25 protein-coding genes are annotated in these 26,482 nt (G+C 28.3%); all 25 read right to left on the bottom strand.

What is annotated here, in order from left to right; all coding sequences use genetic code 11:
- Positions 1-37: 37 nt before the first annotated feature.
- Positions 38-661, bottom strand: a complete 624-nt coding sequence (locus tag T514_RS0109505; RefSeq protein ID WP_027624562.1) for a DUF6985 domain-containing protein — start codon at positions 659-661, stop codon at positions 38-40.
- A gap of 109 nt (positions 662-770) precedes the next feature.
- Positions 771-1,115 (bottom strand): hypothetical protein, encoded by a 345-nt coding sequence (locus tag T514_RS0109500; RefSeq protein WP_027624561.1) that lies wholly within the window; start codon positions 1,113-1,115, stop codon positions 771-773.
- A 131-nt stretch (positions 1,116-1,246) separates the two neighbouring features.
- Positions 1,247-1,906, bottom strand: a complete 660-nt coding sequence (locus T514_RS24310) for a hypothetical protein (RefSeq protein WP_051541980.1) — start codon at positions 1,904-1,906, stop codon at positions 1,247-1,249.
- Positions 1,907-1,938: 32 nt separating this feature from the next.
- Positions 1,939-2,601, bottom strand: a complete 663-nt coding sequence (locus T514_RS0109490; protein ID WP_027624560.1) for a DUF1963 domain-containing protein — start codon at positions 2,599-2,601, stop codon at positions 1,939-1,941.
- Between the two features lie 11 nt (positions 2,602-2,612).
- Entirely contained in the window at positions 2,613-2,882 is a 270-nt protein-coding gene (locus T514_RS0109485; RefSeq protein WP_169735815.1) for a hypothetical protein, read from the bottom strand.
- 46 nt (positions 2,883-2,928) lie between these two features.
- The gene (locus tag T514_RS0109480; protein ID WP_027624558.1) at positions 2,929-4,095 is read right to left on the bottom strand and encodes a DUF4132 domain-containing protein; all 1,167 of its coding nucleotides are present in this window, start codon (positions 4,093-4,095) and stop codon (positions 2,929-2,931) included.
- Between the two features lie 137 nt (positions 4,096-4,232).
- Complete coding sequence (locus T514_RS0109475; RefSeq protein WP_027624557.1) at positions 4,233-5,363, bottom strand: RNA-guided endonuclease InsQ/TnpB family protein; 1,131 nt, start codon at positions 5,361-5,363, stop codon at positions 4,233-4,235.
- A 634-nt stretch (positions 5,364-5,997) separates the two neighbouring features.
- Positions 5,998-8,406 carry a HEAT repeat domain-containing protein gene (locus T514_RS24305; protein WP_051541979.1) on the bottom strand — a complete coding sequence of 803 codons (2,409 nt, stop codon included), beginning with the start codon at positions 8,404-8,406 and terminating at the stop codon, positions 5,998-6,000.
- Positions 8,407-8,610: 204 nt separating this feature from the next.
- The gene (locus T514_RS0109465) at positions 8,611-9,114 is read right to left on the bottom strand and encodes a hypothetical protein (protein WP_027624556.1); all 504 of its coding nucleotides are present in this window, start codon (positions 9,112-9,114) and stop codon (positions 8,611-8,613) included.
- Positions 9,107-9,232 carry a hypothetical protein gene (locus tag T514_RS27525; RefSeq protein ID WP_278246518.1) on the bottom strand — a complete coding sequence of 42 codons (126 nt, stop codon included), beginning with the start codon at positions 9,230-9,232 and terminating at the stop codon, positions 9,107-9,109. The genes T514_RS0109465 and T514_RS27525 overlap by 8 nt, the downstream gene beginning before the upstream one ends.
- A gap of 16 nt (positions 9,233-9,248) precedes the next feature.
- On the bottom strand, positions 9,249-10,385 hold the full coding sequence (locus tag T514_RS0109455) for an SMI1/KNR4 family protein (protein ID WP_027624555.1): 1,137 nt from the start codon (positions 10,383-10,385) through the stop codon (positions 9,249-9,251).
- A 35-nt stretch (positions 10,386-10,420) separates the two neighbouring features.
- Positions 10,421-10,861 (bottom strand): hypothetical protein, encoded by a 441-nt coding sequence (locus tag T514_RS0109450; RefSeq protein ID WP_027624554.1) that lies wholly within the window; start codon positions 10,859-10,861, stop codon positions 10,421-10,423.
- A gap of 22 nt (positions 10,862-10,883) precedes the next feature.
- The gene (locus tag T514_RS0109445; RefSeq protein WP_027624553.1) at positions 10,884-11,219 is read right to left on the bottom strand and encodes a hypothetical protein; all 336 of its coding nucleotides are present in this window, start codon (positions 11,217-11,219) and stop codon (positions 10,884-10,886) included.
- A 42-nt stretch (positions 11,220-11,261) separates the two neighbouring features.
- Positions 11,262-12,977: an SWIM zinc finger family protein gene (locus tag T514_RS0109440; RefSeq protein ID WP_027624552.1), complete on the bottom strand. Its 1,716-nt coding sequence runs from the start codon at positions 12,975-12,977 to the stop codon at positions 11,262-11,264.
- Positions 12,953-14,083 carry a VWA domain-containing protein gene (locus T514_RS0109435; RefSeq protein WP_027624551.1) on the bottom strand — a complete coding sequence of 377 codons (1,131 nt, stop codon included), beginning with the start codon at positions 14,081-14,083 and terminating at the stop codon, positions 12,953-12,955. The genes T514_RS0109440 and T514_RS0109435 overlap by 25 nt, the downstream gene beginning before the upstream one ends.
- Positions 14,076-16,493, bottom strand: coding sequence for a DUF5682 family protein (locus tag T514_RS0109430; protein ID WP_027624550.1), 2,418 nt, complete (start codon positions 16,491-16,493; stop codon positions 14,076-14,078). Before T514_RS0109430 ends, T514_RS0109435 begins: the two co-directional genes overlap by 8 nt.
- Positions 16,454-17,569, bottom strand: coding sequence for an ATP-binding protein (locus T514_RS0109425; protein ID WP_027624549.1), 1,116 nt, complete (start codon positions 17,567-17,569; stop codon positions 16,454-16,456). The genes T514_RS0109430 and T514_RS0109425 overlap by 40 nt, the downstream gene beginning before the upstream one ends.
- Before the next feature lie 348 nt (positions 17,570-17,917).
- Positions 17,918-18,796 (bottom strand): hypothetical protein, encoded by an 879-nt coding sequence (locus tag T514_RS0109420; RefSeq protein WP_156939863.1) that lies wholly within the window; start codon positions 18,794-18,796, stop codon positions 17,918-17,920.
- A 93-nt stretch (positions 18,797-18,889) separates the two neighbouring features.
- Entirely contained in the window at positions 18,890-19,285 is a 396-nt protein-coding gene (locus T514_RS0109415) for an FMN-binding protein (RefSeq protein WP_027624547.1), read from the bottom strand.
- A 13-nt stretch (positions 19,286-19,298) separates the two neighbouring features.
- On the bottom strand, positions 19,299-19,775 hold the full coding sequence (locus T514_RS0109410; RefSeq protein ID WP_027624546.1) for a flavodoxin domain-containing protein: 477 nt from the start codon (positions 19,773-19,775) through the stop codon (positions 19,299-19,301).
- 91 nt (positions 19,776-19,866) lie between these two features.
- Entirely contained in the window at positions 19,867-20,484 is a 618-nt protein-coding gene (locus T514_RS0109405; RefSeq protein ID WP_027624545.1) for a TetR/AcrR family transcriptional regulator, read from the bottom strand.
- Positions 20,485-20,772: 288 nt separating this feature from the next.
- Positions 20,773-22,956, bottom strand: coding sequence for a M56 family metallopeptidase (locus T514_RS25675; protein WP_051541978.1), 2,184 nt, complete (start codon positions 22,954-22,956; stop codon positions 20,773-20,775).
- 12 nt (positions 22,957-22,968) lie between these two features.
- Complete coding sequence (locus tag T514_RS0109395; RefSeq protein ID WP_027624544.1) at positions 22,969-23,325, bottom strand: BlaI/MecI/CopY family transcriptional regulator; 357 nt, start codon at positions 23,323-23,325, stop codon at positions 22,969-22,971.
- A 107-nt stretch (positions 23,326-23,432) separates the two neighbouring features.
- Positions 23,433-25,649: a HelD family protein gene (locus tag T514_RS0109390; protein WP_027624543.1), complete on the bottom strand. Its 2,217-nt coding sequence runs from the start codon at positions 25,647-25,649 to the stop codon at positions 23,433-23,435.
- Between the two features lie 5 nt (positions 25,650-25,654).
- Positions 25,655-26,257: a TetR/AcrR family transcriptional regulator gene (locus T514_RS0109385; protein WP_027624542.1), complete on the bottom strand. Its 603-nt coding sequence runs from the start codon at positions 26,255-26,257 to the stop codon at positions 25,655-25,657.
- Between the last annotated feature and the right edge of the window lie 225 nt (positions 26,258-26,482).

The following is a 26,482-nucleotide window of genomic DNA, read 5'->3' as shown; positions in this document are numbered from 1 at the left end:
TATTTTTCAACTCCTAATTCTTATTTTATGTTTAAAACTATTTGAGCCACTTTTCCCTTATTAAATCTACATCATCAAAACTTTCATCTTTGCCAAGCTCCCATTTTATTAACCAAAAATCTTTTTCCCACAAAGTACAATCTTCTTCGTAATATTCAAGAAAATTCACTACTGCTTCTGTATCAGCTGCATCTATGTCAATCATATTATTTTTATGGAATAATGCAGTAAGTCCATGTTCAATAGATAACAAACAATTATCGTAAAAATAGATTGAAAAATAAGCATTATCCTCTTTAGTATATTCATGGAGTATTTCTATATTTGGTGTTCCTATATATCTATGTATATCTTCATAACAATTAAATTTAACAGGTATGAAGTCTGATGTATCTTCGTCAAATATTTCAGATGGTATGTATTCTCTTTTATACCATTCATATAAACCTTTTAGTATTTTTTCATAAATCACAGGAAAATTAATCTTTATATGATTTATAGCATTATACTCTGCTTCCGTAAGCCGTTCTGTACCTTTCATATAAACTCCCAAAGATATTTCATCTTTATTAAATAAAGATTGTGAACATTTTACAGTTATATATCCTCCCCACTCTCCAAGTTCTTCATAATATTCTAATCCATCAATTGAATAATTCATTTTTCAGCTCCTTAGTCATATAACTTATTAATCCAGTTATACAGTTTTAGTATAATATGTAATATTATTAGTAATTAATTCTGTGCTGATATAATCCTATAGAATATAACTACAACTTAAATTCTTCATCATAATTATTAGGATGAATTATCCTATATTCATTCTCATCTTCACCATCGCCATCAGCAATAGCTATAATACCTGATTTATAAATATCATTCTCTAAAAACTTCTCTTTCTTTAAAATTTCTAAAACAGTAATTGCATCTTCTTCAGGATTTTCTGAGGTCATGAAAATAATTATAGAATTTGTACCATCTGAACTATAATCGTATCCATTATCTTGAACTCTTTCTTTTGTAACTTCCTCAATTCTATCTGGAATTAAATATCTTAAATCTAAATCTGCATTTTCAAGCTTTTCTGGATTTAGTTTTATAGCAATTGTACCCATATATCTTTACTCCTTTTTCTCATTATTTATAATCTGACAAATGTTGTCCGCCTTTACAACATTTATTTTTCCATTAAGTATTCTTCTTTGTATCTCAAAAAATCATCTTAATTTTTATTAATGCCATCTCTTTAAACTATTAAAGCTAAAGCACTTTCATCATTGCATGCATACCATAAACCACCATGATCCATAATCAATAATTTATGATTATAAATATAAAATGAATGATCTGGTTCTTTGTTAACATAAAAACCATCTAACCACAACGGTTCTGAATTTTTAAGAATTTGTTCCATTTTCAATTTATCTTCTATTGTACCAACATACCTACTGCCAAACACTAATTCTTGTAAACAATAAGTAATTAAAAAATTTGTAAGAGACTCACATACAATCTCATGCCCTGAAGCATTTTCATCCCAAACTTCAGCAGCATCACTATATACTGGTGAATTATCATTATTTACCTCAACTTCACAAGTCCAATTTCCTTGGTTTTCAAAAAGAAACGTTACTTTGCCATTCTTTTTTTCTAAACTTTCCACTTCCACCAGAAAATCCTGGTTATCAAAAATTTTTTGATCTCCATATGGATCACTATATCCAACATCCTTCTTTCTTGGATGAGGCCACTTACCAGAAAAAAGATAAAGATCTCTTAATGGTTTAGGTAAAAATCTAGGTACTTCCTCATCTAACATTCCATATTCGGGTAACGCTTTACCTTCCCACATTTCAATAAATAATTTGAGATTTTCCATTCCATTTTCATCATCTTTTATATACATAATTTTCTTCCAATCTATTCTTTAATTTTCTATTAGCAACTTTCTATAATAAACTTCAAACTACCATCTTTCATATTTATAAAGAAAAATCCCATTCCAGCATCTCCAAAATTAAGTGCAAATGGAATGTTTGTTGCATCTAATTGCAATAATAACTTCCATGTATCCTCCTCTGGAAGTTCATCACAATTTAAAAACAAAGGTGTTCCACCTATTTTATTTCCCTTTAATACCTCATCATAGTTTTCTGGACTATCTTCAAAAACAAGTTCCTCATCTATAAAGTAAGGTGCTTGATGAACAAAATCGTAATCCTCTTCAAAATTTAAGTTAACTGTAAACTCACATTGTTCTTCAGATAAAAACACATCATTTTTCTTCTTTTTTATCATTCTATAAATACTTGGACCATCAATTATCTCTTTTGTAAATACCTCTGATTTTGACTGTTGACATATTAAAACATAGCTATTCCATTCTTCTGAAACAAATAAATAGGCCATTTTAAGTTTATTGTCACCAAAGATTTTATGGCAAAGTTCTATTTGACATATAAATCTCATAGGTTCACCATTTTCTTCATCAATAGGCCATTGGACTCCATCTACCCAAACCGGTTGTCCCCCAAATTTAGTTACTAGCTTTTCTACTTTTTTCTTTTCCTCAATAAAGTCTATTGTATACTTTTTAATCATGTATTTTCCCCTTATATAAATTCTTTTGGTAGTCTTTGCCCAATTAATTTAATTGCTCTTTTGTATATATGACTATTCAAAATATCTTTTCCGTTTAACCCAAATTCCCTATCTTCTAATATCACAGGTCTTGAGAACTCTAATGTATCTATTTCTTTATTAAATGCCATTTTTTTATATTCTCTAATTTTAATATTGTTTAGTATGGTTAATGTATTTTTATCTATTTCCTTAAAAACTTCATTTTGAAAAATATATCTTACAATTCCTTTAATTTTCATTTTATATATTCCCTTCTCACTACTTCCACTTCTATAACAACTAAATTTATCTCTCCTCTTTCCAATTTTCATTAGTTCCTGTTTTTGAAGCAGTTGCTTTATTTATTTGATAAAGAATTTCACTAAAGAATCTTTTAGGAAGTTTATCTGGTGATAAAATATTCTGTTTATACATTTCACTTGTATAATAATATGTTGATACAGTTCCTGCCTTATAAAAAGCTAAGTCATATACTGTTACTTCTTCATTTTCATAACCTACACCTGCACCACTAAACTTTAATTCAACATCTATGTTAAAAATACTATCTTCCTTATAAAAAGTACAATACCAACCAGCGTCTTCAACTGATCCCCTACTCCATCCAAAACCAGTTAACTTTCCTAATAAAGATAACCCATTTAAATTGATTCCTCCAAAACGCTCTACTTTTTTATTATTTTTTTCTTCTTCAGTAACTATAAATACTTCTCTACTTAATTGTTCAAGAGGTTGTTTAATTTCATAGTTTTCAAATTGTTCCTTCCATAGCTCTATATCATCACTATTTAATTCTATTGGATGAACAATGCCTATTACCATTCCATCCTTTAATTCATATTCCTCTTCATCTTTAGTATTAAAACTTCCATCTTCCATATATCTAAAGCTGTGAGTTAAAGCATTGTTTTCATAAACACCCCATACAAGACCTATAGCAAATTTATGCATAATAGAATTGTTAACAAAAAGCTTTACCCAAGATTCTTTTGTCCACTTTCTGTTGCTAGATAGTGCCATTTCTAAACGAATAGCTTGTATATTTACTACTGTTTTTAATTGCTTCTTTAAGTTTTTAAATTCTTTTGACGCTGCTGTTGCTTTAGTTTCATCATCCTTTTTACCTGGAGTTGGAAGGTTCTTAAACTTTTTACCACTTTCATCTTGTACCTGTAAGGTAAGCTCTGGAGTAAGAGTTACAATAAATTTTCTTTCTCCATAATCAAAAACTCTTTCCCCTCTTATATCAAAGCCTAAATCTGGAACTATTCTATCTGAAAGTTCCTCCATATCTATCCCCATTTGTTCAGAAGCAAATTTTAGTGCAGTAGCTGCAGCATTTTTAACCTGCTTAAATTTAAACTTTCTTGCTATATTGTCTACTATTATAAGAGCCGTTGCATAAAACTTATAAAAAGTTATAAATATATAAATTTTACTTATGTTATTCATTGCTAAATAACATTTCCTATTTATAGAATTCTATTTCAAACAATTTCTTATTCTACTCTAGTTTGGTGTAATTCTCCAAGGACTTAAATTCCCCCACAACGCAGGGTACACATAACATAATTTTTTTAAATCACCAATTATGCTATTTTATAAGCACCAAGATTAATTGAAGCATTTTTATCTCTATCTATTTCTAAGCCGCATTTATCACATACATAAACTCTATCTTTTAACTTTAAATCTTCTTTTTTACTGCCACAACAGCTACAAATTTTACTTGAAGGATACAATCTATCTGCTGCAACAAATTCCATTCCGTTAAACTCACATTTATATTTCATCTGCCTAATAAATTCATAAAATTTTTGTTCCTGTATGCTTTCTGATAAATGTTTATTTTTCATCATTCCACTGATATTCAAATCTTCCATAACAACTCTATAGGGTTTTAATTTAACTATCTTATTAGTAGCTTGATGTATATGATTAAGTCTTATATTATTTAATTTTCTATGGATAAGCTTAATTTGTTTTTCTAACTTTATTATATTTTTAGTTTTTACAAACTCCTTACCCTTTTTATTTGCTTCATATTTTCTTGATACTTGCCTTTGTAATCTTTTTAATTTCTTTTTTACCTTTCTAATTTTTATAGATTTATTAATGTTTTTTATTGGTTTATCTAAACAATTTACTATAGCTAGATTAGAAACTCCTAAATCAATTCCAACAGATAGATCCTTGTTTAACTCAACTTGGTTTTCGTTGTGTTCAAATCCTAATGTTAAATACCAATACTTTCCGTCAAAATAGCATTTAGGATTAATATATTTGGGTAAATTAGGAGTGTCATAATTAGTTTTATATTTAACCTTACCTATTTTCTCTAAATTAACCTTGCCATCTTTAAATTTAATAGCATCATATCTAACATAAAAACATTGTCTTGACCTTTTCTTAGTTTTAAATTTAGGGTGTTTTGATAAACCTTTAAAGAAATTATTATAAGCATCATTTAAATCTTCAAAAGCATGTTGTGTAACTTGAGCAGATACCTCCTTTAACCATACAAATTCCCTATCCTTTTTAATTGTATTGTTAAATTCAGCTCTTATTTTTACCTTTGAAGGTTTAAACCCGTTTTTATTCATTTCTTCCCATTTTGAAAGTCCCCAGTTGTAAGCAAATCTTGCACAACCTGCGGATTTAAACATCAATACTTCCTGCTCATTAGTTGGCTTTAATCTTATTTTTATTGCCTTTATCACATTCTCACCTCCCTTCCATTATTATTATCTCCTAATTGCTAGGCATTATAATGAAATTAAGGTAAATTAAAAAGACTACTTGGTGTTTTATATACTTATAACTCCCTACAAGTTTTATGCATAATTCACTTAGTATCGCTACCACTAAGCAGTTCTCAAAGTCTTGTAAAACTTATGAACTTCTCATACTTTCATATGAGCGTAGACTATATCATCACCTCAATTAAATTAAAAATTGAAAATTAAGAATGAAAATTTATATTTAATTATCAACTTTCAACTCTCAACTAATATAAGGTGTCCTCCACTTCCACTACCAACCGCTTGTAGTGTACTCCCATTACAGGATAGTCGTTGAAGTTTCCTCTTTTCGAGGCTTACCTGCTGATTGCCCATTTTATAACACTTAGGATTTAACCTTATGCCATCTAACTAATTTTTTCTACTTTCGTAACTATCACGCCTAGGCTTATTTCATCCTTACGTTGTAGTTTAGTTAGCTTTAGGGGGTTCCAGCAATTCAAAGGATTTTGGATGTATATCATACATCACTCCATGCTCTTTACGAACATGGGAGGCTGTCAACAATTTTCTAAGTTATTAATTTTGTTAATGTTTTATAACTTATTATAACTTATTTGTAACTGTTAGTTACCTCATTGCTTCCATTAAGTGCAAGTGCTTTTACTCCTTCACTAGCTATAGCCCCTCTTGAATTTTTTGGCCACTCTTCTATATTCTTTTTTAGTAAGCTAATTACATTGTAATCTCCATAAACAGATGCAAAAGGAAGTACCCATTTTTTCTTGCTCTCAGCACCACCATTAAGCCATCTTTCTAAAACTTCTAAAGCAAGTTTTGATAAATCTTTTTTATCTAAAAGTTCACTTACCATTCTTGCTTCACTACTTAATCCTATTTCAATACAGGATGAGTAACATATAAGCATATATTTTATAATTTCATCTTCTGCAATTTCTTCACTATCCTTAAGCCTTACCTTTGGTAAGGTATCATAATTTAACCACTTCAACCCTGATGCTTTATTACCTTTTAAAGCTTTTTTACAGTACTCTAAAATATCTAATTCTTCGCTATTTTCTTCTAAATCACTTTCCACATTTAAAACTTCTCTTAATAGCATTTTTATTTTTTCAGTTTTTTCTACTTCTAAGGCTTTATTTAATGCTTCAATTACTTTTTCATTACTGCTTTTTGAAAGTATTTTTACTGCTGCTTCTCTAACTATTTGTTTTTTTGCACTTAAACTAGGTATTATCATTTCATGAGTTTTTTCACTTAAAGTCAAAAGTTCTATAACCTTTTCCCTTACAACCTTTGAAGAATCGCCCAAATACTCTATAAGAACTTTTGTACCTTTAGAATCATCACAATGCTTAAATAATATTTCTAAAAGACGTTCTCTTATTTCAGACTGACAATAAGGTATGTTTTTTATAACTTCTTCTTCATCCTTTTCAATTAATTTTGCAATAATACCCTTTGCTTCATCACTAGCTCCTGCATAATAGGAAGCCTCAGTTCCTAAAAAGGATAGATAATTACTAATTGAAGCACCATAGCTATCTAATAATTCTATAAAAGAACTTAAATCTTCATCTTTATTACTTATACCTTTAAATTTTTTATAACCATGATATATGTGATTTAATATTTTACAATTTCCTATAGCAATAAATATTTTCATAGCTCTTTCAAACATAGGAGATACATCTTTTAACCAAAATAGTACTTCATCAAGCATACAATTATACAGATATATATCTTTTTTTCCTAATAATCCTTTTAAGCTTTCACTTATATTATCAAAAGAAATATTATCTCTTAAATATTCAATAAAGTTTTCATAAACATCTTTTTCAATATTTAATTGATCCATAACAGCAGAAAATTCATGAATAAAAACCTCTTCACCCTCACTTACAAATTCTAAACCTTCTCCACTTTTCCAAAGAAGTGAGGCCATATAAGCTTTGTTAATACTACTACACATTGTAAGTGCCTTTATAAATTCTTCTTTATTTTTATCTAATTCTTCTTTTAACTCTTTTTCAAAATAAAAACTGTTATATCGAGTATTTATCTCGCCCATCCATGCAATATACAGTTCTTTTTTTATTTGTAGCTTCTCTGTAAGCTTTATAATTTTGTTATACCTATTATATTTAAGATAATTATATAAACCATTAAAAGCTTTTTCATAATCAAATAATATAGCAAATTTAATAAATCTATTTGCCATAGTTGATTCATCAGAAATAGTAGTGCTAATTCCTACAAGGAACTTTAAAATATATGTATCAATATTTAAAGCCAAACTATTATTGCTTTTTAATAGTTCTATTGTTTCTTCTAACTTTGAAGATTCACCTTTTAAATATTTAATCAAAACATCTAATTCTTCTGAAGATATATTCTTATTAAATAGAGCTTCTATTGAGTTAAGTATGTCTTCCTCTAGCCAACTACAAAGCTCTTTATCTTTTTCTTTATGAATTAAATAAGTTGCTATAATCACTTGGTCATTTATTTTACTCATGTGAAAGGCTTCTTTAAATGCATCTTTGTGTTCCTCATAAATGCTATCATAAAATTTAATAAACCCACGGTTTAGAGAACTTTCTTCTTTTGTAATACCACTAGCATAATATGCTATGACAAAAGCTGGATTTAAATTATATTTTAAAAATTTCTTACAATCCTGCTCTCTATAATAACTATAATTTGTCTTATCTATAATTGAAAATACAGATACTTTTCCTATTTGGAATAATATTTTTATGTACTTTGAAAAATACTCATAATCTTTATATTTCTCTAAAGATCTATATGTATTTACTATTTGTTCTACTAAATCTGCTTTTAAATAGCCCATATCTATATAAGGAAGGTTTTTAAAAAATTCCTCTTCTTCTAAATTTCCCTCCATATACTCTTCAAAACTATAAATAACTTCATCTGATAGTCCTAGCTCTAATAGTACATTGCTTATTTTATCTATTAAATGATCTTGTAATCCCATTATAAATTTCCCCTCTCTTTATTCTAAGCACCAATCTTTATATTCTTCTAGAAATTTTTTCACAAAATTTTTGCTTAAATTATTTATTCCAATATCATTTATGTATTATTAAAAGAACAACTATTGAAGCAATAATAAATAAAAAATACACACTGGAAAGAACAACAGCTATAACAGAAAAATGTTTCATGTCTTATGTTAGTCTTATTCAAAATCTTTTCTAAATAAATGTTCTAAATATTCTTCATTGTTTCTTCGTTCCTCATATGGGACATAATTATATACAATTTCAACTGGGAAATCTATTGCTTCAATCAAACCCTGAAAAAATTTATCTCTTCCATCATTAGTTTCTTCTGACATTAAATTAACATTATGTTTTATTACCAAAAAGAAAAAAGCAATATCTTCCCTCTCCGGGAACTGCATTTTTCCATTTATATCTTTATTAGCTAACAATTCTAAATGCCAAATAGACCCTTGTCCAATACTACCTCGTTTTGTTCCTTGCCAATAAAAATAATTATAATTAAATGGGTACCTTGCCTCTAACATCGACTTATCAGTTTCTTTTCGTAAATTTTTTATTTCTTTTGACCTAAGATATTTATTAATCTGCCTAATAATCTTTTTCTCATCTTCAACAGTAGAAACTATTCCATACTCCACCATCTTATCAAATGGTTTTATATTTACATCATTATTCAATACTAATGCCTCCTGAATATCCATATATTATTTTATTATTATTTTTACTTATTAACTTATAATAGATTGATATTCCTCTACTCATAAATTCACCAACTTTAACTATACTTTCATTCATATATCTTTTGGAAATCTTAAATCAAACCAACTATTACATCTTTATATGGATAATTTTTTATATCTTCTGGCGACCACTTATTAGCAATTTGAATAATATGTTCTTCATTAATTTGGGTATGTTTACCATCAAATGCTTCATTAAAATTAGCAGGAAATTTTACCTTTAATTGTTTTTCTATTGGTGTTATTTTTCCTATACTAATTATTTCATCTTCATTACAAAAATAAAATCTTCTTATTTCTCCTTTACTAATTTTTGCAAAACAATGTGTTTCTGAAACTCTTTCTGTAAGATAAAAGCATACTTCCTTGCATATTTTCCCCAACTCTAATAGCCAATCTGGATTATTTGCCATTTTAAACAATCCATTTCCAACTATGTAAATTTTGCTATTATACTTGCTACTTATAAAAACTCGATGTTCACTAATTTTAGATACATCATAAACAAATTCAAGCCCTTTATCCCATGTCATTTTTTTCTTTTTTGAAAGCTTTAAAACCTCTTCTAATTTTTGCTTTGTTGTACCTTTTAAAACAAGCCAACTGCATTTATAGCCTGTCCCTTCTATAAGCTTAATTACATTTTTTTCTTCTTCTATTTCTTTATCATTTTGTATATGCCAATTTATTCCGTCTGCAATGTATTTTTTCACAAATTCATTGAAATTATCAGCATATTCATTAAATTGCTTGCTCCACTTATTAAATGCTACAACTGGACATTCACCATCACACATTCTACTTGTATCAAAGAAAAAAACAATTCCATCACAGCCCCAGCCTATACCTATACAAATGAATTCTTTTTTTAAATTGTATTCCTCTCTATACCTCAAAGTAATATCAAGTAATCTTGAATCAACCTTATCTGTCCACTTAAAAATTCCGTAAATCCAAATCTCTCCCCAGCCACCATCTCCGTAAGTTTTTAAATATTCTATGTAACTTTTTGGTAATTCATCAATGCCAAGTTTTTCAATTATATTTCTAATCATTTTATCTGTAATAATTGTTTTTATATTTCCTTTCTCATCAGCAATATATGAATATTCACTCATATTTTCTTTTGTAATATCTCTTCTTTTTAACACAGCGATTTGCTCTTCATTTAATTCATCAAAATATTTATCATAAAAATCTGCCTTCATTGTTCTTCTCCCTATAATTTTAGTAGTTTCTTCAATTAAATATTTTCTCTAAGTATTTTAAATCCATGATATTCTATCAATGCCCTAAAAGAATCAGCTCCCCCATATGGCCAAGACCATGGATTATATTCAATTCTGCCTTTTCTTTCAGATAACTTTTCACAGGATATGAAGTCATATTCTCCATTAGCAAATGCATCTATCATTGATTCAAAATCCCATGGATGCTGTAATTTTTCACACGTAAAGCGTTCTTCTACTGGAGTTCGCTCCCATAACTTTACATATTCTTCAATCTCCTCCGATGAAGGCCACCAAAATTTCATAAGAGTATCTTCATCAAAATAATCAATCCATTTCAAATCTTCTGATTTAATTTTTTCTTCTTCTTTACTTAATTTTATGGCATAATAAAAGTCTTGTAGCTTTTTAAACTTATCTTCATTATTAATATGAAATTCAATAAAGCAATTCACTTACCTAACCTCAATTCATATGTTATATTAACGTATTCCTAACTTCCATCTGTTCTTTTGCTTTTTCTATATTTAATTTACCTTTAATAACTTCTATATAATTGCTTAATAAGAAGTATTTACTCATACTTTCTTCACAATTGTAGTTCATGTCATGTCTTTTTTTCTCTTGAGCTTGTACAATGTCTTTAAGAGTTTCACTAGCAAAGCTTAGTCCAACTCTTTCACAATGCTCATAAATCTCAGTCATATTATCTAATACACTTGTGTTTATCACATTAAAACCACTTATAAGCATGCTTTCCATTAAGCCTTCAATGTCTTCAATAAGTAAGTATAAATTATCGTACTTTCCCATAAAACAAACTCCTTACAACATTTTCTAAATACCGCTAAATAGCTAAATCTTATTTAAAGTTAAATTCACTATATCTCCATTTTCATAATAAGCTACAATAGGTAGAACTTTAACTTCACCTTCCTTTAAATAAGCATGTACAAGAACTCTATCAGGATACTTTTTTATTCTTTCCATTCGTTCAAAGTTTTGTATCATTTTTTTTCTTTCTTTAGAGTAATCAATCTCTATATAAATAATATTTTTTTCTTTATCACAAATAGGCAATATAAATCTTTGATTTATATTATCAAAAGAACTTTTTCCATAGCTTGCAATTTTAATAATATATACATTACTATTTTGTTTAGAAAATACTTGTAAAAGATGCTGCCAGTTATCTATAAATATCTGTTTAAAGTTTAACTTATATATATCAGTTTTTTCTAAAAGTTCTCCCTTACTTTGTTCGCTAGAAGAAATTCTTCTCTCATCATTAATTTTCCCCTTATTAAGTCTTATTATATGTTGCGATATCTCATCTAAACTACCTTCTATACCCCAACTTGGTACTTCTCTATAAGCCATTTTGTAGCTTCTTTGTTCTGTATCATAATAGGTTGGTCTTGAATTTGTATATGTAAATATTTCTCCTATATTTTCTTCAAAATAATAATATGTAATTCCCTCATATCCTGATTTAGAATTCCAAGCCTCTGCTCCAATTCCATACAGAGTAATCTGTGGTATATCATAATAAGTTGACTTATGTTCTCCACATAACTTATAAAGCTTCACTTCATCCTTACAATTTTCTATAGCTAAAGCAGTGGTGTATGTATAACTTATTCTTTTTCTTAAGGAAGCTATTGAAAATGAAGCATTTTTATTTATATAAAGTTCTACTTCATTTTTAATTCCTCTAAGCATTTTTTCTAAATTAGGTAAATTATAATTGTGACATAGTACCGCTGTACTCTCTATTTTATCTATAATACTTTTTGGAAGCCTAGATATTCCTACAAACAAAAGCTCTTCCATAAGTTTTTTAACTAAAAATACCCCTTCCATTAAAAGCTTCTTTTCAGAACTAGACTTTTTATTTAAAACCATTAATTCTTCTTTTCTTATAAATCCTTTAAAAATTTCATACTGAACTAATGCTTCTACCTTATGCCTACAAATATCTTTACTTTTACAAGAGCATGTAGCCTCTTCTAAAATTTCTCTTGGTGATATTTCTTCTTTAATACTAGGAATGAATTTTACCAAATAATCCTCATCTTTAAAATCTACAGTAAGCACTGATGCTTCCTCTATATGTGCTTCCACACCAAAATTAATTCTTTTTACTATTTCATTAAAAGACTTTTCTCCTATAAGCTTTGATAGATTTTCAATTCTTATATTTAAAAGCTTTCCAAAGTCAAATTTCTTATGTTCTTCATTTTCATTTAAACTGATTTTTTCTACACCAAGCAAAGAGTTAAAATTACTTTTTAAATACAAATAGCACATTATTACATGCTTACATGTAGTTCTTGAAGGACAAGAACACTTATACGATTTAATATCTTCATTTATTACGCATTCTGTTCCATCCTCTAAAATACATTTTAGTGTGGTCTCTTCTATTTCTACTTTTATATCCTTGATTTTTTCTAAATCTTTTTTAGCTCTGTTAAATATACCTTTATTACTTATTCCTATTAAAAGTTCATCATCTATAGTTAACAAAATCTCTCCTATTTCCTTTAAGAAATTATCTTTGCTATCCATTTTGCTAATCCTCCTGGAGTTACAGCAGCTACATTTGCACCTAAAGCCACCATTCTTTCTGCAGCACCTCTATCATATACAGGCTCTGCATCTATACCAAGGGCAGGAAGTATTATAAGCTTTGCTCCAGACTCAATTATATCCTTTGCTCTAGCATACATAGTTTTATAACTTCCCCCTTCATAAAGGTCTGTTACCAATATTACTATGGTTTTATGTGGGTTCTCCATTAAGCTGCCACAATACTGAAGAGCTCTAGATATGTGAGTTCCTCCACCCAATTGAATACTCATTAAGGTCTGTACCACATCATCTCCATACTCTGTAAGGTCAACTATTTCCGTATCAAATATAACTAAATTTATTTTCAGCATAGGTAATTTAGAAAATATACCTGCCATAATAGCACTATGAATAACTGAATCCAACATACTTCCACTTTCATCTACTGCAATTACTACTCTCCATGGATTAGAAGGTTTTACTCTCTTATTAAAGTAGATCCTATCCACTACAAGAGTATTTAATTCTCTATTAAAATTCTTTAAATTTTGTTTTATTGTTCTTTTAAAATCTAAGTTTCGAGCAGAATTTATGCTACCGTATTTATTTCTATCCAGTCTACCATTAATAGCTGTCTTTATATCCTGCTCCAACTTTTTAGCTATTTCCTCCGCTGTAACCTTTACTATTTTCCTTGCAGTTTCTAAAACCTCACCCTTCATAAGATGCTTCATTTGAAGAATACTCTTTAAAAGCTCTGGATTTGGCTCCAACTTTTCAAGAACAGTTTTATCTGTAAGTAATTCCTTTAAGTTATATTTATCTAAAGCATGTTTTTCTAATATTTCTACTGTTTCTTTAGGAAATAATTCTTTTATCTTCGTAATCCACTGTGGTACTGTAAGACTTGATGGATTTAAATCCCCTAACCTTCTATAACTTCTTACTCCTCTTTCTTCCCCATACTCTCTTTCATATAAAAATTCTAGTAAAGTATCCATATTTGCATAGTTTATATTATCCTCTGAGAAACTTAAGTTGTTGTTAGAATACTTTCCTAAAACTAATCTCCACCTATTAAGTGTGCTTATATCTTTACTCATCTAATAATCCCAACTCCCTCAAAGCTTCTTTCCCAAATTTATCAAGCTCTATAGCTAAATTTAATTCTTCTGGCTGTACTGCTTCTACATCAAACAGCTTTCTTTCACTTATACCATAATTCTCACTTATAGCTTTACCTATCTGATCTATTTCATTAGGAGCAAAGAAGCTAAAGGAAAGTCTAAGTTCAGGTAAAAGCCTTAAAAAATCTTCTTCCCTAAGATTTTTTAATACATTATCTATTCCTCTAATCATTTTTTCTTCACTTAAAACCACATCTCTTGCTGTAGAAAATAATCCTTTTAAGAAGATAGCTGAATTTAAAAATTTCTCTCCAGTACCATAAAGATACCCCTCTGCCTTTTTTAATATATAACAAGTATCCACTTCATTAAGCCCAAGTAATAAACCTAAAGCCGCTCCTTCTACTGCTGCATTTGTAGATGCTTTATTTGTAATAGAAAATAGCGCCTCTTTAAATATGTCCCTATGCGCTTCAAATTCTTCCTCTAAACATATATGATATAAATTCTTCAACTTATCTATAACCTTATTTTCCTCTTCTCCTGGTACCGCATAAAGTTCTGGAACTAGAGTTACTGCTTTGTTATAACATTGAATTAAAAGCTTGCTTAGATTTTCATCCTGTGAATTTGAAAACAACATATTGCCGCTATATAAAAAATAGATGTTGTATGTGCACTCAGCTACAGAATAAAAATTGTTATCATTTATAACTATATCTTTTATAGCAGCTATAGTATTTAAAAGAATATTATTATATCCCATCATAAAAGCTTCTATAAGTCCTTCTGACATAACACTGCTATCACTTGTATTGCTAGATAACTTTTTTAAAAGCAAAGATTCTACTGCTTCTTTTACGGTTCCACCATGTACTGAGTTTTCAATTAAACTACTTTCTACATTAACACTCCATTTGTAATTCCAAGTTTCCCTTATAAGATTTACATTCTTTTTATTTATGAAATCTGGCCCCTTAGTATTTAAACAAAAACTTGTATTTAAAAACTTCATCCTATGAAAAAGTTGACTTATTTCCTTATGCTTATGGTTTTTATAAAGATCTAAAACTATTTCCTGCTTTAAAGTACTGTTAACCTTTATCTTATATTTACTGCAAAGTTGTCTAAAATCTAAAACAATAGGTGGCACTTCTGCATTACTACAAAGACATCCCATGCCGCCTCCTCTTAAGAGCTTTAATAAATCTAATAGTGGAGCATCTGATGCCATATTTAGTTCGCCTTTGATAAAGGAAGCTTTTACTGCATCTTGAAGTTCATACACTCCACATTCTGATTTACCTCTGAGAACTTGAAGTCCCTTTGCCATATTTAGTGCTTCAATTTCATCTGCAGTAGACAACCCACCTACTGAGTTTCTTATATTTCTTCCGCACTTTACTATAAAATGTAGTACCGCTTTTTCATATGGTTTTTCAATATTTTCCCATAGATTATTCCATATTCTTTGATAAAAAGCTGGATAAGGCATGCCACTAGCATATCCACTTAATTGATCACTTTCTTCGAAGGAATACACCATAGCATAAGCTCCTATATTCTTTTCACTAATATTATGTAATTTAACCTCTGTATTTTCTTTAGAAAGTTGTATAAGTCCTGAAGTATGAAATCCTCCTGTTACTACTAAAATTTTATTATACTTTGAGGAAAATTCTCTTATTTTAGAAACCATGTATTTTTCTCTAGAAATACATCCATCTTCCTTAAGCATCTCCTCACTTTCAAAACATCTAGAAAGATAGCAAAATGCTATCATGTTTTTTATAAAACTTTCTGTTTGTATTTTTAAACCATCTATTTCAAATAACATTTCCCATAATTCATTAAAACTTCTACACCCTTGTTTTTCACAAAGAGAATTTATAAATTTGCTCCTTTGAAATAAGTAATCATCACTATAAGAATTCTTTTCTTCAGTTTTTCTAAGCCCTTTCCCTTCCTCACTATTTATTAAAATTTCGGCATAAGGAAGGTCTATAAATTCAGATGAAATATTTCTTTTCCTGCTTTCTCTTATGGCTAAAAGCTCTGGAGAATAGTCTAAAAAAGGATAATAACATTTATACTTTTCTCCTTCTTCTGTAACTAACTTTTTTTCATCCGTATAGCTATAATAAATGCATACAGGCGCCTCTGTATCCTCATGAGCAATATAAGGTATTACTGAATTAGCATCTGAAGGCCCTTCTATCAAAATAATCTCTGGATTGTAAGCTTCTATTACTTTCTTCAAATGAAAAGAACAAGCCGGACTGTGATGTCTTACTGGAAAATACACTATATTACTACATAAGTTATATGCTGTTTTATATATCTCTTCTATTTTATCCATTTCCTTGCCTCGTAAAAGTCCTTCCATAATCCACCTTCTTTTAAGCTTTTAGATTTTACAATAATGTTGAAGTAATTCTTCAGCTTATCTATGTCTTCTCTACTTTCTTTAAGCACAGTTCCTAATATATTTTGAACCATAGAATCTACATTCATTTTTGACTTATCATAATAGTAAGAGCTCATAGCTGTTTGATAACATACAGATACAGCTTCTGCAGTACTCATAACCGCATTAGGCTTATCTATTCTGTTTCCCTCTGCTGTAACACCTTCTCTTAGTTCATGGAAAGTAGTTGCTAATAAGTTAACGACATCTCTATCTATTTTTACTTTAATTTCTGACTCTTCTACTAGCTTTTGTACTTCTTGTTCAATGATCTTAGCTTCTAAAGACACATCATTTATAGGGAATATAGTTTCAAAGTTAAATCTTCTTTTAAGGGCACTACTCATTTCATTTACACCCTTGTCTCTTATATTAGCTGTAGCAATAATATTAAATCCTGGTTGTGCAAATAAAAGCCCTTCATCACCTAGCTCTGGTATGTTTAAAACCTTATCACTAACTATACTTATTAAACTGTCTTGTACTTCTGAAGGACATCTAGTTATCTCTTCAAATCTAGTTATTATTCCTTTGCTCATACTTACATAAAGAGGTGAAGGTACTAAGGCTTCCTTGGTAGGTCCTTTACCTAAAAGCATGGCATAATTCCAACTGTACTTAACCATATCCTCAGTAGTCCCCGCTGTTCCCTGCACTGTATTAGTACTTGTACCACTAATAGCTGCACTTAAAAGCTCACTAAGCATGGTCTTTGCAGTTCCAGGTTCACCTACAAGCATAAGTCCTCTATTTCCTGCTAAAGTTATTATGCATCTCTCTATAAGACTATCATCTCCATAAAACTTTTTCTTTATCTTAACTTTTTTTCCATTATACTCAATTGATCTACTACTTCCCAATATAAAAGTTTTCACAGCCTTTGGAGATAACCTCCAATTTTTAGGCTTAGGATCTTTATCATTTTCTTCTAAAGCTTTAAGTTCTTCTTCATAAAAAATCTCTACTGGTGGTTTTAATGCATTTAATTTTTTCATCAATTAATCCTCCATTTTTATCTGATGACTATATGCCCTAATACTTAAATGGCACTTAATTTATTCGAAAGTAATTATCACCATTAATTGTCTTTTATTATTTTCGACTATTAAAATGAAATCTTGGGTATTTTTGTGTTTTTATTTATTATTTTCATATACATTACAAAAGTCCTTTCTGATTTCGTTAAATATAGAAATGTTTTAGGTTATTTAATATTGGATAAAAAAATGAACAAAATAAAAGACTAGAGAATACTCTCTAATCTAAAGTTAAGCATTAAATTAATCCATTTATTTAATTTATTAATATCCTGTATTACTTGGTCATAAACAATAAATCTTTATCTATTCCATATTCTGAAAAAATTTTATATTGAAATATAATGCTAATATTGATAAGAGAACGAAAGTTACTACTTTTGTTACAACAACCTCAACTGGAAGTAAAATTCCTACCCTTAATTGAAATAATGTTTGAATTGGAATCATTATTCCTATAAAATTGCATACTGTTAATAACACTTCTAATAAAACATATCCTATTCCATTTCGTTTTTTTAATTGAAACAAACAAATAAAAGCAACAGGAGCAATGATACCTATATCTAAAACATATGTAACTTGTGTTGTGTACACTTCAATTAATTGTAAAGAACGACCTAAAACTAATGAATTAATGATATCGGGAAGCCAAGCTACAATTAATGCAACTCCTGTTAAAACTAAAAATATATAAATTCCTTTGCCAAGTAATTTATCTTTCATCCTCTCTGCTATTTGGTTACTATCTATGCTTTTAATCCCAATAATCAATCCAAAAAAACTGGCTGAAAAAAGTGCTATATACACTAAATGCAACATATTATATGTTACGCCAAATGCTATACTTGCAGAATAATAAGTAAATAATGAAATTACAGATATTAAGAACAATCGATTTTTCAATTTTTTATTTTTCATGTCTAGTATCAATGATACTATTAAAGTTGGAATAGCAAAACATATGATTGTAAAGTCCGTTCCACGAAATATAGGTGCCATAAAATAAGAATCACGTGCATACAGTCCATTGCCATATATTTTTACTGTATCACCATATTGATTCACAAAATCAAATGATTTACCACCTGTTGTATATAAAAGACCTGTTACTGATACTAGAATGCCTAAAATAATAATTAAAAAGGTAAGTATATACAAACTCTTATTATCATTCTTAATCATAATCTACCTCCCTGTAAACTTTCCTCTTTTTACATTACCTCACTCTTAGTTGAAAACTTTATTTTATAACTCATTCTAGTACCAGATAACCTGTTATTTTTTTAGTGCATTTTCAATAGATTTTAAATAAGCTTTACTTGTAACTGTAGCACTTGAAATAGCATCTACTTCTACATTTTGCTTTTCTATTACCCTATTAAATAATTTTTCTCTAACATCATCCTTTTTAAAAAGAACATCTTTTACTATATCAATTTTTGTGATTTTGTGATTCTTAATGCTTACATTTACAGAATTAGTCCATCTTCCGCCCTTATATTCTCCACTATACACACCATCATTTAAGGATGATACATTAACATTATTAATTACTACTTCGCTTCCAGCTTTAAGTCCTCTAGTAAGAAAAATTATTCCCCCTGTAAAAATTAAAGCCACAACAATAACTATAGATACTATAATTTTTAAAAAAGATTTAATTTTAACCACCCCTTATATTAAATTAATCATTCATCATTTGTGCAAATTTATTAATATTCTCATATAATATATTAGACATATCTTTATCAGTTTTACATAATTTCTTAATTATGAATCTCTCAAAGAAATTCATTTTGCTAAAAATAACTTCTCCTCCAAAATACCCTTTAGCAACAGCATTAGATAACAATTCTTCTGTGAAAACATTATTAAGCTCTTCCTTTCCTTTTTCCTCATCTATCATTCCGCATATGAATAGTCCAATTTTCTTCTCTTTTAATTTATTAATATTTTGAGAGCAAAATTTAGTTATTTCTTTTTGAATTTTTCCTACATAAACTGATCCTCCAATAATGATGTTGTCAAATAAATTTATATCTGGTACATTTCCTTTTTTTATGTCCGCAATTACAACTTCCCCATGAAGTTTGTTTTTTAAATCTTTACTGCATTTTTCCACACATCCATGTTTAGATCCATAAACTATAAGTGTTTTCATAAATTTTCTCCCCCTTATTCGAATAAACAGAATTCTTGGCTTCAGATGGAACCTTTATTCTCACTAACGCTTAGAAATTGTTATAGAACATTTATTTATTAGATAATCCTTTAATAATGATTTCAATGTTGTGATTTATAAGTCTCTCCTTTTGTTGAGCAGATATATTTTTTTCTAGTATCAATCTAGAAATAAGCCCTTGAGTGGATGTTAATATTATTTGAGCAGTAAGTTCTATATCCATTTTTCTGAATTTATGTTTTTCAATTCCCATTTCTATTAACTTACAAAGTTCTCCTATGCTTTTTCTCTTCTCCCTAATTCCCTGTTCTAAAATATTTACTTTATCCTGAATACCTTCAATATCATTCATTAAAATAGCCCTAAATTGTTCAGGTATTTCTAACATAAGTTCAATATATGCCCTTAGCGTATTTTCCATTGTCTTATCTGGATTTTCACTATCCACAGGAATAGAACTTATGGTTTTTAATATATTCCCATAGCCCTCCTCTACAATAAAAGTCACTATCTCAGCTTTATCTTTAAAGTAGTGGTAGATAATTCCTGGGGAATATTCTATCTTATTTGCAATTTTTCTAATAGATAAATTTTCATAACCCTCTTTAACTAATATTTCTCTTGCGGCATCTATTATCTTTTTTTTAATAATTTCTTTTTCCTGTTGTCTTCTTTTAGTAATTCCCATATTTCTTCTCCTCTATATGAACTAGTTATTTAACGCTGTAATAAATTTAAACACTGTTCAATAATTATTTTATCATTACTTTATATAAATGTAAATACATGAAAAATGTTCTTCTTAACTAAGAAATTTATATTCACATAAAAAAAGAGCTGTATTCATATAAAAATACTTTCTATATGAATACAACCCTCTATCTTATAATAATTTAAAAATATTCATTAAAAACACCTCACTTCATAGCTAATTTAAAATTGTATATAGATAATAAAGTGTTTTTTTACTTATTATTTACCCTTGACCCTTTTCAGCTATTCTCCAGCCACTTTTTTCAACTTCTTTTTTCATGGTACAAAGATCAAAATCAACTCCATCATCTGATGTGATAAATTCAAAGTATTTAAAATCAGCTATTGCCTTGTAGATTAGTGTCTTGTCGTCATTATCAGTACTATCTATTTTTTTCACCTCTAATAGCTTTGCACTTTTTATATTTGTATCACTAGCGTCTTTTTCCTTGTTAAATAGATAGTGATCATCCATATTACATGCTAAATACTGGCATAAAGTCTTTCTTGTAATGGTTGCCCACTGCATTTTAATATCATTTTTATCCAGTGCTTTATAATGTTCCTTGATTATATCCTCTGGTTTCATTTTAGATAACTTTATTTCTAGCTCGTCATCATAATTAATATAATTTTCAATCCACTGATTCCAATTCATTCCTGTGATATTCTCTAATGACATTCTATCAAGAGAACATGCAAATGAATCATGTCTTCCCATATCTATATATGCTCCAATTATTTTATCTTTGTACTTTAAAATAACTCCCCGTGCATTTCTTTGAGGCTTCAAAAATTCTGGTAAAGGTTCTCTTAGAGCATAAATTTCCGCTGTTATATTCTTTCCGAGATAATCCCTAAAATCCAATCCAATTTGCCTAGACAATTCATTATTATAGGCCCAGTATATCTTAACTGGATATTCCCCTGCATTATGTTTTAAATTCTCCGGAAGCTTTTCTTTTAAAGTATTTATTTTATAATCAACAGTCCAATTATATTTTTTAAATAAATCTAATACTGGCTTTTCAATATTTGTATCAAATTTTTGATACTCAATTAAATTACACATATATCTAAAGAAATCATAGTTAGGTTTTTTAATCTTTCCTCCTCTTTCTACATATCCAAATTCATAAAGGCTGTCAAATGAAAAGAAAATCTCTTCTTTACTTCCATTTTTTTTAGTTAAAATTAATTTATTATCATTACAATTCATCTTCTCCATATCTTCTAATTTTGTTTTGCCCTTTATTGTTTCACTATTTTCTATCATAGACATAATATCATTGATTATTTTTTTATCTTTAATTGATATATTTTTTAACTTAAAAGGACTAGCAGCATACTCGGCATTATTAAATGTAAAGTCAATTTTTTTAAATGTAAAGTCATTTTCTCCCTTGATGTCTTTATTAGTTAGAGTTACTATCATTATTAAACCTATCAATGTTACACAAAATAATGTAAACCAGATCTTTGGTTTCCTGTAATTCATTATATTTTTAATCCTTGTCTTTATATTTGTTTTTCCAAAACCTATAAAATTCTGTTCTAAAGGATGTATTTGTTTATCAGCAATGTCTATTAATGAATTAGCATAATCCCGCCTTATATCATTTTCCCAAATTTTCATTACATTTTCATCACAGGAAAGTTCCATATCTTCATTAAATAACTTTGCCGCTACCCAAATTATAGGATTAAACCAATATATAGCTACTACTATAACCCATATTAGTTTTAGTATATTGTCATACCTTTTAATATGTATCAATTCATGAGTTAATATGTGCTTTGATTCCTCTTTTTGTATGGTATCTTTCATAGAGTTTGGTATAATAATTCTTGGTTTAAAAAGCCTATATATCATAGGACTTTCTATGCCACACAATGTGTAAACATTAATATTTCCTCTTATCTTTACCTTTCTTTTAAGTTCTTCTATATCAAAATTATAAATATTGGACATTTCTAATATCTTTGAAGCTTTATAATATTTAATTAGTCCATGTAATATTAAAAATGCCAATCCTACTATCCATAGTATAGCTGCTACAAATATAAACTTTTCCATCAAACTTACCGAGGTATTAGAGCTCCCAATACCAGTAATAGGTGATGATACATTATTGGTTACAATGTTAGATATTTTTTCTCTCTGTGCTTCACCAGTTATAACCCTGTCCATTACTATATTTGCTTGTGGCATATAGTTAAATAAACTTAATCTAGATGTAAAGTTCATAGAAAATATTAGTCTAAACAAAACAGCAAACCATAGATAATAAGAAAAATTTTTAGGTAATCTTCTACCAAATGTAAATCTTATTGCAATTATAAATAGAGCTATTATTGACCCTTTAATACTCATACTGACAATGGCTCTAAATAAACCTTCTAGCATATTAGTCATCCCCTATTCTAATTTATCAACGATTTCTTTAAGCTCTTTTATATCTTTTTTAGATAAATTGTCCTTTTGAAGAAATGTTGCAAAAAACTTTTTAATAGAACCATTGTATACCTTATCTATTAATTCCTCCGTTTCTGATAATTGAACTGATTTCCTATCTATAAGTGCAGATACTATTGTATTTTCATTAGATATAATGTTTCTTTCTTTTAATCTTCGTATAACCGTATAAGTAGTAGACTTTTTCCATCCCAATCTCTCATACGCTAATTTTACTAAATCAGAACTTTTAATAGGTGAGTTTTCCCATATAATCTCCATAAACTTAAATTCAGCATCAAATATCTTAAAATCATTCATAAAATCCCTCCTTGGTTTAAGTCATTAAACCTATTTATTTTAGTTTATCCCATTAAACCAAGATTGTCAACATTTGGATACACTTTTAAAGTTTTAAACTAATTGTTTCATCCTATAAACCTACTCTTATCCCCTATATTAAATAGTGATAATTTATGCAAGGCTCTTGTGCAAGCAATATATAAAAGCTTTTTATCTTCTTCTGTATTATAGTTATCATCATCAGTTCCGTAAACAATAACTCCATCAAATTCAAGTCCCTTAGCCATATAAATAGGAACTATACTAGTGCCACTAATATCATCACTTTTATTAGTGATAATATTAATTTCTATTTTATCTTTTAATCTTTCATAAAGTTCCTCTGATTCTTTCATACTTTTACATATCACTGCAATTAATTCGCATCCAAATTCCCTATATTTTAGTATATAACTTATTACAGCTTCATCTAATTCAGCTGTGCTGAGTTTTGAAACTATTGCTGGTGGCTCCTCATGTCTTTCAAATCTTTCCACTTCAAAATTTTCATCAATAAATTTACTGCTAAATTCATTTATTTCATAGGAATTTCTAAAGCTTTTATGCATAGATACCATTGTACTTCTAGATTTATTTAATATTGTTTTAATATCATCATAAATACACATATTTGCTTCTTTTCCTATAGTCTGATTTATATCACCTAAAACCGTGTATCTAGCATTTTTAAACATTTCTTTTAATATTTCAAAATGTATAGGATAATAATCTTGCGCTTCATCAACAACAACTTGTTTTATATTTTTATACCTGTCATAGCCACTAATTTTTACTTTTAAATATATTAATGCCAATGCATCTTCATAGGATATAATATTTTCATTACTAAAATTATTTAGTATATCATCAATATTATCTGGCAGCCTAATACCTTGTGCCAACCTATAAAATAAATCTCTATTTTTTAATAATCTTTTATATATATTGACATAATCAATTTCAGTAAATTTTTTAATTTCTTTAAGTAACTTTGAACTTTCCTTTATTGAAATCAATCTTGCCAATGATTTTATTTCGAATTGATGTTCTGGATATCTACTTACAAACGCCTCTAACTTTTTCATACGTTCTTTTCTAATGGGTTTTATCTTATCCAGTATCCTTACTTCAATTGTTTTAAGTCTCTTTTCAATTGGAATATTTATACTATTCTTTAACAGAAACTCTTTTAATAAATATCTATCTGCAATATATTCACCATTATAATAAATATCTCTAAAGTCTATGATTTTGTGCTGAAAGTACCATATAAACCTATTGAGAATAGTGATAAATTCTTTTGATGTTTTAAACTCTAAGCTTTCCTTAATAATTTTTCTTTTCTTATTATCTTTACAAGTTATTATTTCTTCCAATGTTTCATTTCTCAACTTAATAGCCATATCATTACTAAAAATCTGGAAAAACATATTTTCAAATGTTAATCTTGTAATATTTTCTTCTCCAAGCTCTGGAAGAACATTTTGAATATACTTACTAAATAAATTATTAGGTGAAATTATTACTATATTATTTGCATAAAGCTTTGTAAGGAGACCTTGATACATTAGAAATGCTACCCTATGCAATGCTATAGATGTTTTTCCGCTACCTGCCACTCCTTGCACTATTAAAAGTTCACTTTCAATATCACGGATTATTACATCTTGTTCTCTTTGTATTGTTTCAACAATAGTTTTCATCTTTGAAGATGTATTTTTAGATAACACACTTCTTAAAGCATCATCCATAATATTTAAGCCCGAATCAAAAAAATAATTTAATTTTCCATTCTTAATATCATATTGACGCTTAAGTAAAACTTCACCCTCGATCTCTCCATCTGGTGAATTATACTTTGAATCTCCTAACTCATATCTATAAAATATACTAGCAACAGGTGATCTCCAATCATATACATAAAGATCATAGGTTTCTTCATCTAAAAGATTAGAAAAACCTATATATATTTTTTCTTTATAGCTTCCCTTTTCTAAGAAATCAATTCTTGCAAAATAAGGTTTTTTAAGCATTGTTTTATATTTATATATGTTTTCCTCTATCTTTTCATAGCATGTTGTTTGCCCTTGAACAACTGACAAACTTTGTTTTATATCTGCTAATCTATCAATATCATCAGTAGAATGTGCAGTATTCTCCCACATATCTCGTCTAACATGAATTAATTCTTTTTTTGCTTTGGATACTTTATTTAGTTCCATATCTAAATTCTTATTTATAAGTATCATTGTGTCTTCAAGATAGGAAATCTCCTTTTTTAATTCATCATCATAATTGCTCATAAAAACTATCCCTCCTCATTTAATAGAAGTCTTGTAAACTTAATTGCTTCTTTAGTTACATAGTTTTTAAAAGCTATTTCATCCTGTATTAATGATCTTTTAGCAATATATATAGATACTTCTCCATGTATATAACAATGTACATTGTGTAACACATATTTAATTTTTTCTTTATTAGGGGTAAAACCATAAAGATTATCCCAAATATTTTCTATTATATCTGCAAATGCATCAACGGTTTCTACAGTAGCTATCTTATCATCCTCTGGACGTTCACCCTGTATTATTTCAAACCATGCAAGACGAAACCATCCTTTATTATATAAAGGGAATTCTACAAAACAACTAAAAAAACATTCTAATTTTGATCTATAATCATCTATTTGTGATATCTTTTCACTAAGCCCATCCAAAAATCTTTTTAATATTGCTATATGAGTGCACCATAATAAATCATCGAAACAACTAAAATGATTATATAAATTTGTATGTGCGCATCCTATCGCGCGAGCAATTCCCCTTAAGTTTACATCTCTTATATTCTCTTTATCCTTTATTAAACTTAATGTTTGTTCAATTACTTGTTCCTTTGTAATGCCCTTTTTCATTAATATCACCCCTTATACAATTCTTATTACCACTGGTAACAAGAATTATACTCTTTATTATTACAAAATCAAGTTAAATTTATAAACTATAATGATTCTTAGGGGGTTTAGTTAAGTTTGATGTAATAGATATAAAATAAAAAACCGTACTGCCTCTGACATCCTTCCTTTATAGTAGCCAGCTTAAATAAAAAACTATCTACTATAAAGGAGTCATATCATTTT

The sequence above is a fragment of the Clostridium lundense DSM 17049 genome (assembly GCF_000619945.1).
GTDB classification, from domain to species: Bacteria; Bacillota; Clostridia; order Clostridiales; family Clostridiaceae; genus Clostridium_AO; species Clostridium_AO lundense.
The sequence above is the reverse complement of the archived record's forward strand: the minus strand, read 5'-3'. Positions and strand labels throughout refer to the sequence as shown.

What these genes read in the sequence shown, in the direction of transcription:
- T514_RS0109505 (WP_027624562.1), bottom strand. Translation starts at nt 661, where the DNA reads ATGAATTATTCAATTGATGGATTAGAATATTATGAAGAACTTGGAGAG.
- T514_RS0109500 (WP_027624561.1), bottom strand. Translation starts at nt 1,115, where the DNA reads ATGGGTACAATTGCTATAAAACTAAATCCAGAAAAGCTTGAAAATGCA.
- T514_RS24310 (WP_051541980.1), bottom strand. Translation starts at nt 1,906, where the DNA reads ATGTATATAAAAGATGATGAAAATGGAATGGAAAATCTCAAATTATTT.
- T514_RS0109490 (WP_027624560.1), bottom strand. Translation starts at nt 2,601, where the DNA reads ATGATTAAAAAGTATACAATAGACTTTATTGAGGAAAAGAAAAAAGTA.
- T514_RS0109485 (WP_169735815.1), bottom strand. Translation starts at nt 2,882, where the DNA reads ATGAAAATTAAAGGAATTGTAAGATATATTTTTCAAAATGAAGTTTTT.
- T514_RS0109480 (WP_027624558.1), bottom strand. Translation starts at nt 4,095, where the DNA reads ATGAATAACATAAGTAAAATTTATATATTTATAACTTTTTATAAGTTT.
- T514_RS24305 (WP_051541979.1), bottom strand. Translation starts at nt 8,406, where the DNA reads ATGGGATTACAAGATCATTTAATAGATAAAATAAGCAATGTACTATTA.
- T514_RS27525 (WP_278246518.1), bottom strand. Translation starts at nt 9,232, where the DNA reads ATGAATGAAAGTATAGTTAAAGTTGGTGAATTTATGAGTAGAGGAATA.
- T514_RS0109455 (WP_027624555.1), bottom strand. Translation starts at nt 10,385, where the DNA reads ATGAAGGCAGATTTTTATGATAAATATTTTGATGAATTAAATGAAGAG.
- T514_RS0109445 (WP_027624553.1), bottom strand. Translation starts at nt 11,219, where the DNA reads ATGGGAAAGTACGATAATTTATACTTACTTATTGAAGACATTGAAGGC.
- T514_RS0109440 (WP_027624552.1), bottom strand. Translation starts at nt 12,977, where the DNA reads ATGGATAGCAAAGATAATTTCTTAAAGGAAATAGGAGAGATTTTGTTA.
- T514_RS0109435 (WP_027624551.1), bottom strand. Translation starts at nt 14,083, where the DNA reads ATGAGTAAAGATATAAGCACACTTAATAGGTGGAGATTAGTTTTAGGA.
- T514_RS0109430 (WP_027624550.1), bottom strand. Translation starts at nt 16,493, where the DNA reads ATGGAAGGACTTTTACGAGGCAAGGAAATGGATAAAATAGAAGAGATA.
- T514_RS0109425 (WP_027624549.1), bottom strand. Translation starts at nt 17,569, where the DNA reads ATGAAAAAATTAAATGCATTAAAACCACCAGTAGAGATTTTTTATGAA.
- T514_RS0109420 (WP_156939863.1), bottom strand. Translation starts at nt 18,796, where the DNA reads ATGATTAAGAATGATAATAAGAGTTTGTATATACTTACCTTTTTAATT.
- T514_RS0109410 (WP_027624546.1), bottom strand. Translation starts at nt 19,775, where the DNA reads ATGAAAACACTTATAGTTTATGGATCTAAACATGGATGTGTGGAAAAA.
- T514_RS0109405 (WP_027624545.1), bottom strand. Translation starts at nt 20,484, where the DNA reads ATGGGAATTACTAAAAGAAGACAACAGGAAAAAGAAATTATTAAAAAA.
- T514_RS25675 (WP_051541978.1), bottom strand. Translation starts at nt 22,956, where the DNA reads ATGCTAGAAGGTTTATTTAGAGCCATTGTCAGTATGAGTATTAAAGGG.
- T514_RS0109395 (WP_027624544.1), bottom strand. Translation starts at nt 23,325, where the DNA reads ATGAATGATTTTAAGATATTTGATGCTGAATTTAAGTTTATGGAGATT.
- T514_RS0109390 (WP_027624543.1), bottom strand. Translation starts at nt 25,649, where the DNA reads ATGAGCAATTATGATGATGAATTAAAAAAGGAGATTTCCTATCTTGAA.
- T514_RS0109385 (WP_027624542.1), bottom strand. Translation starts at nt 26,257, where the DNA reads ATGAAAAAGGGCATTACAAAGGAACAAGTAATTGAACAAACATTAAGT.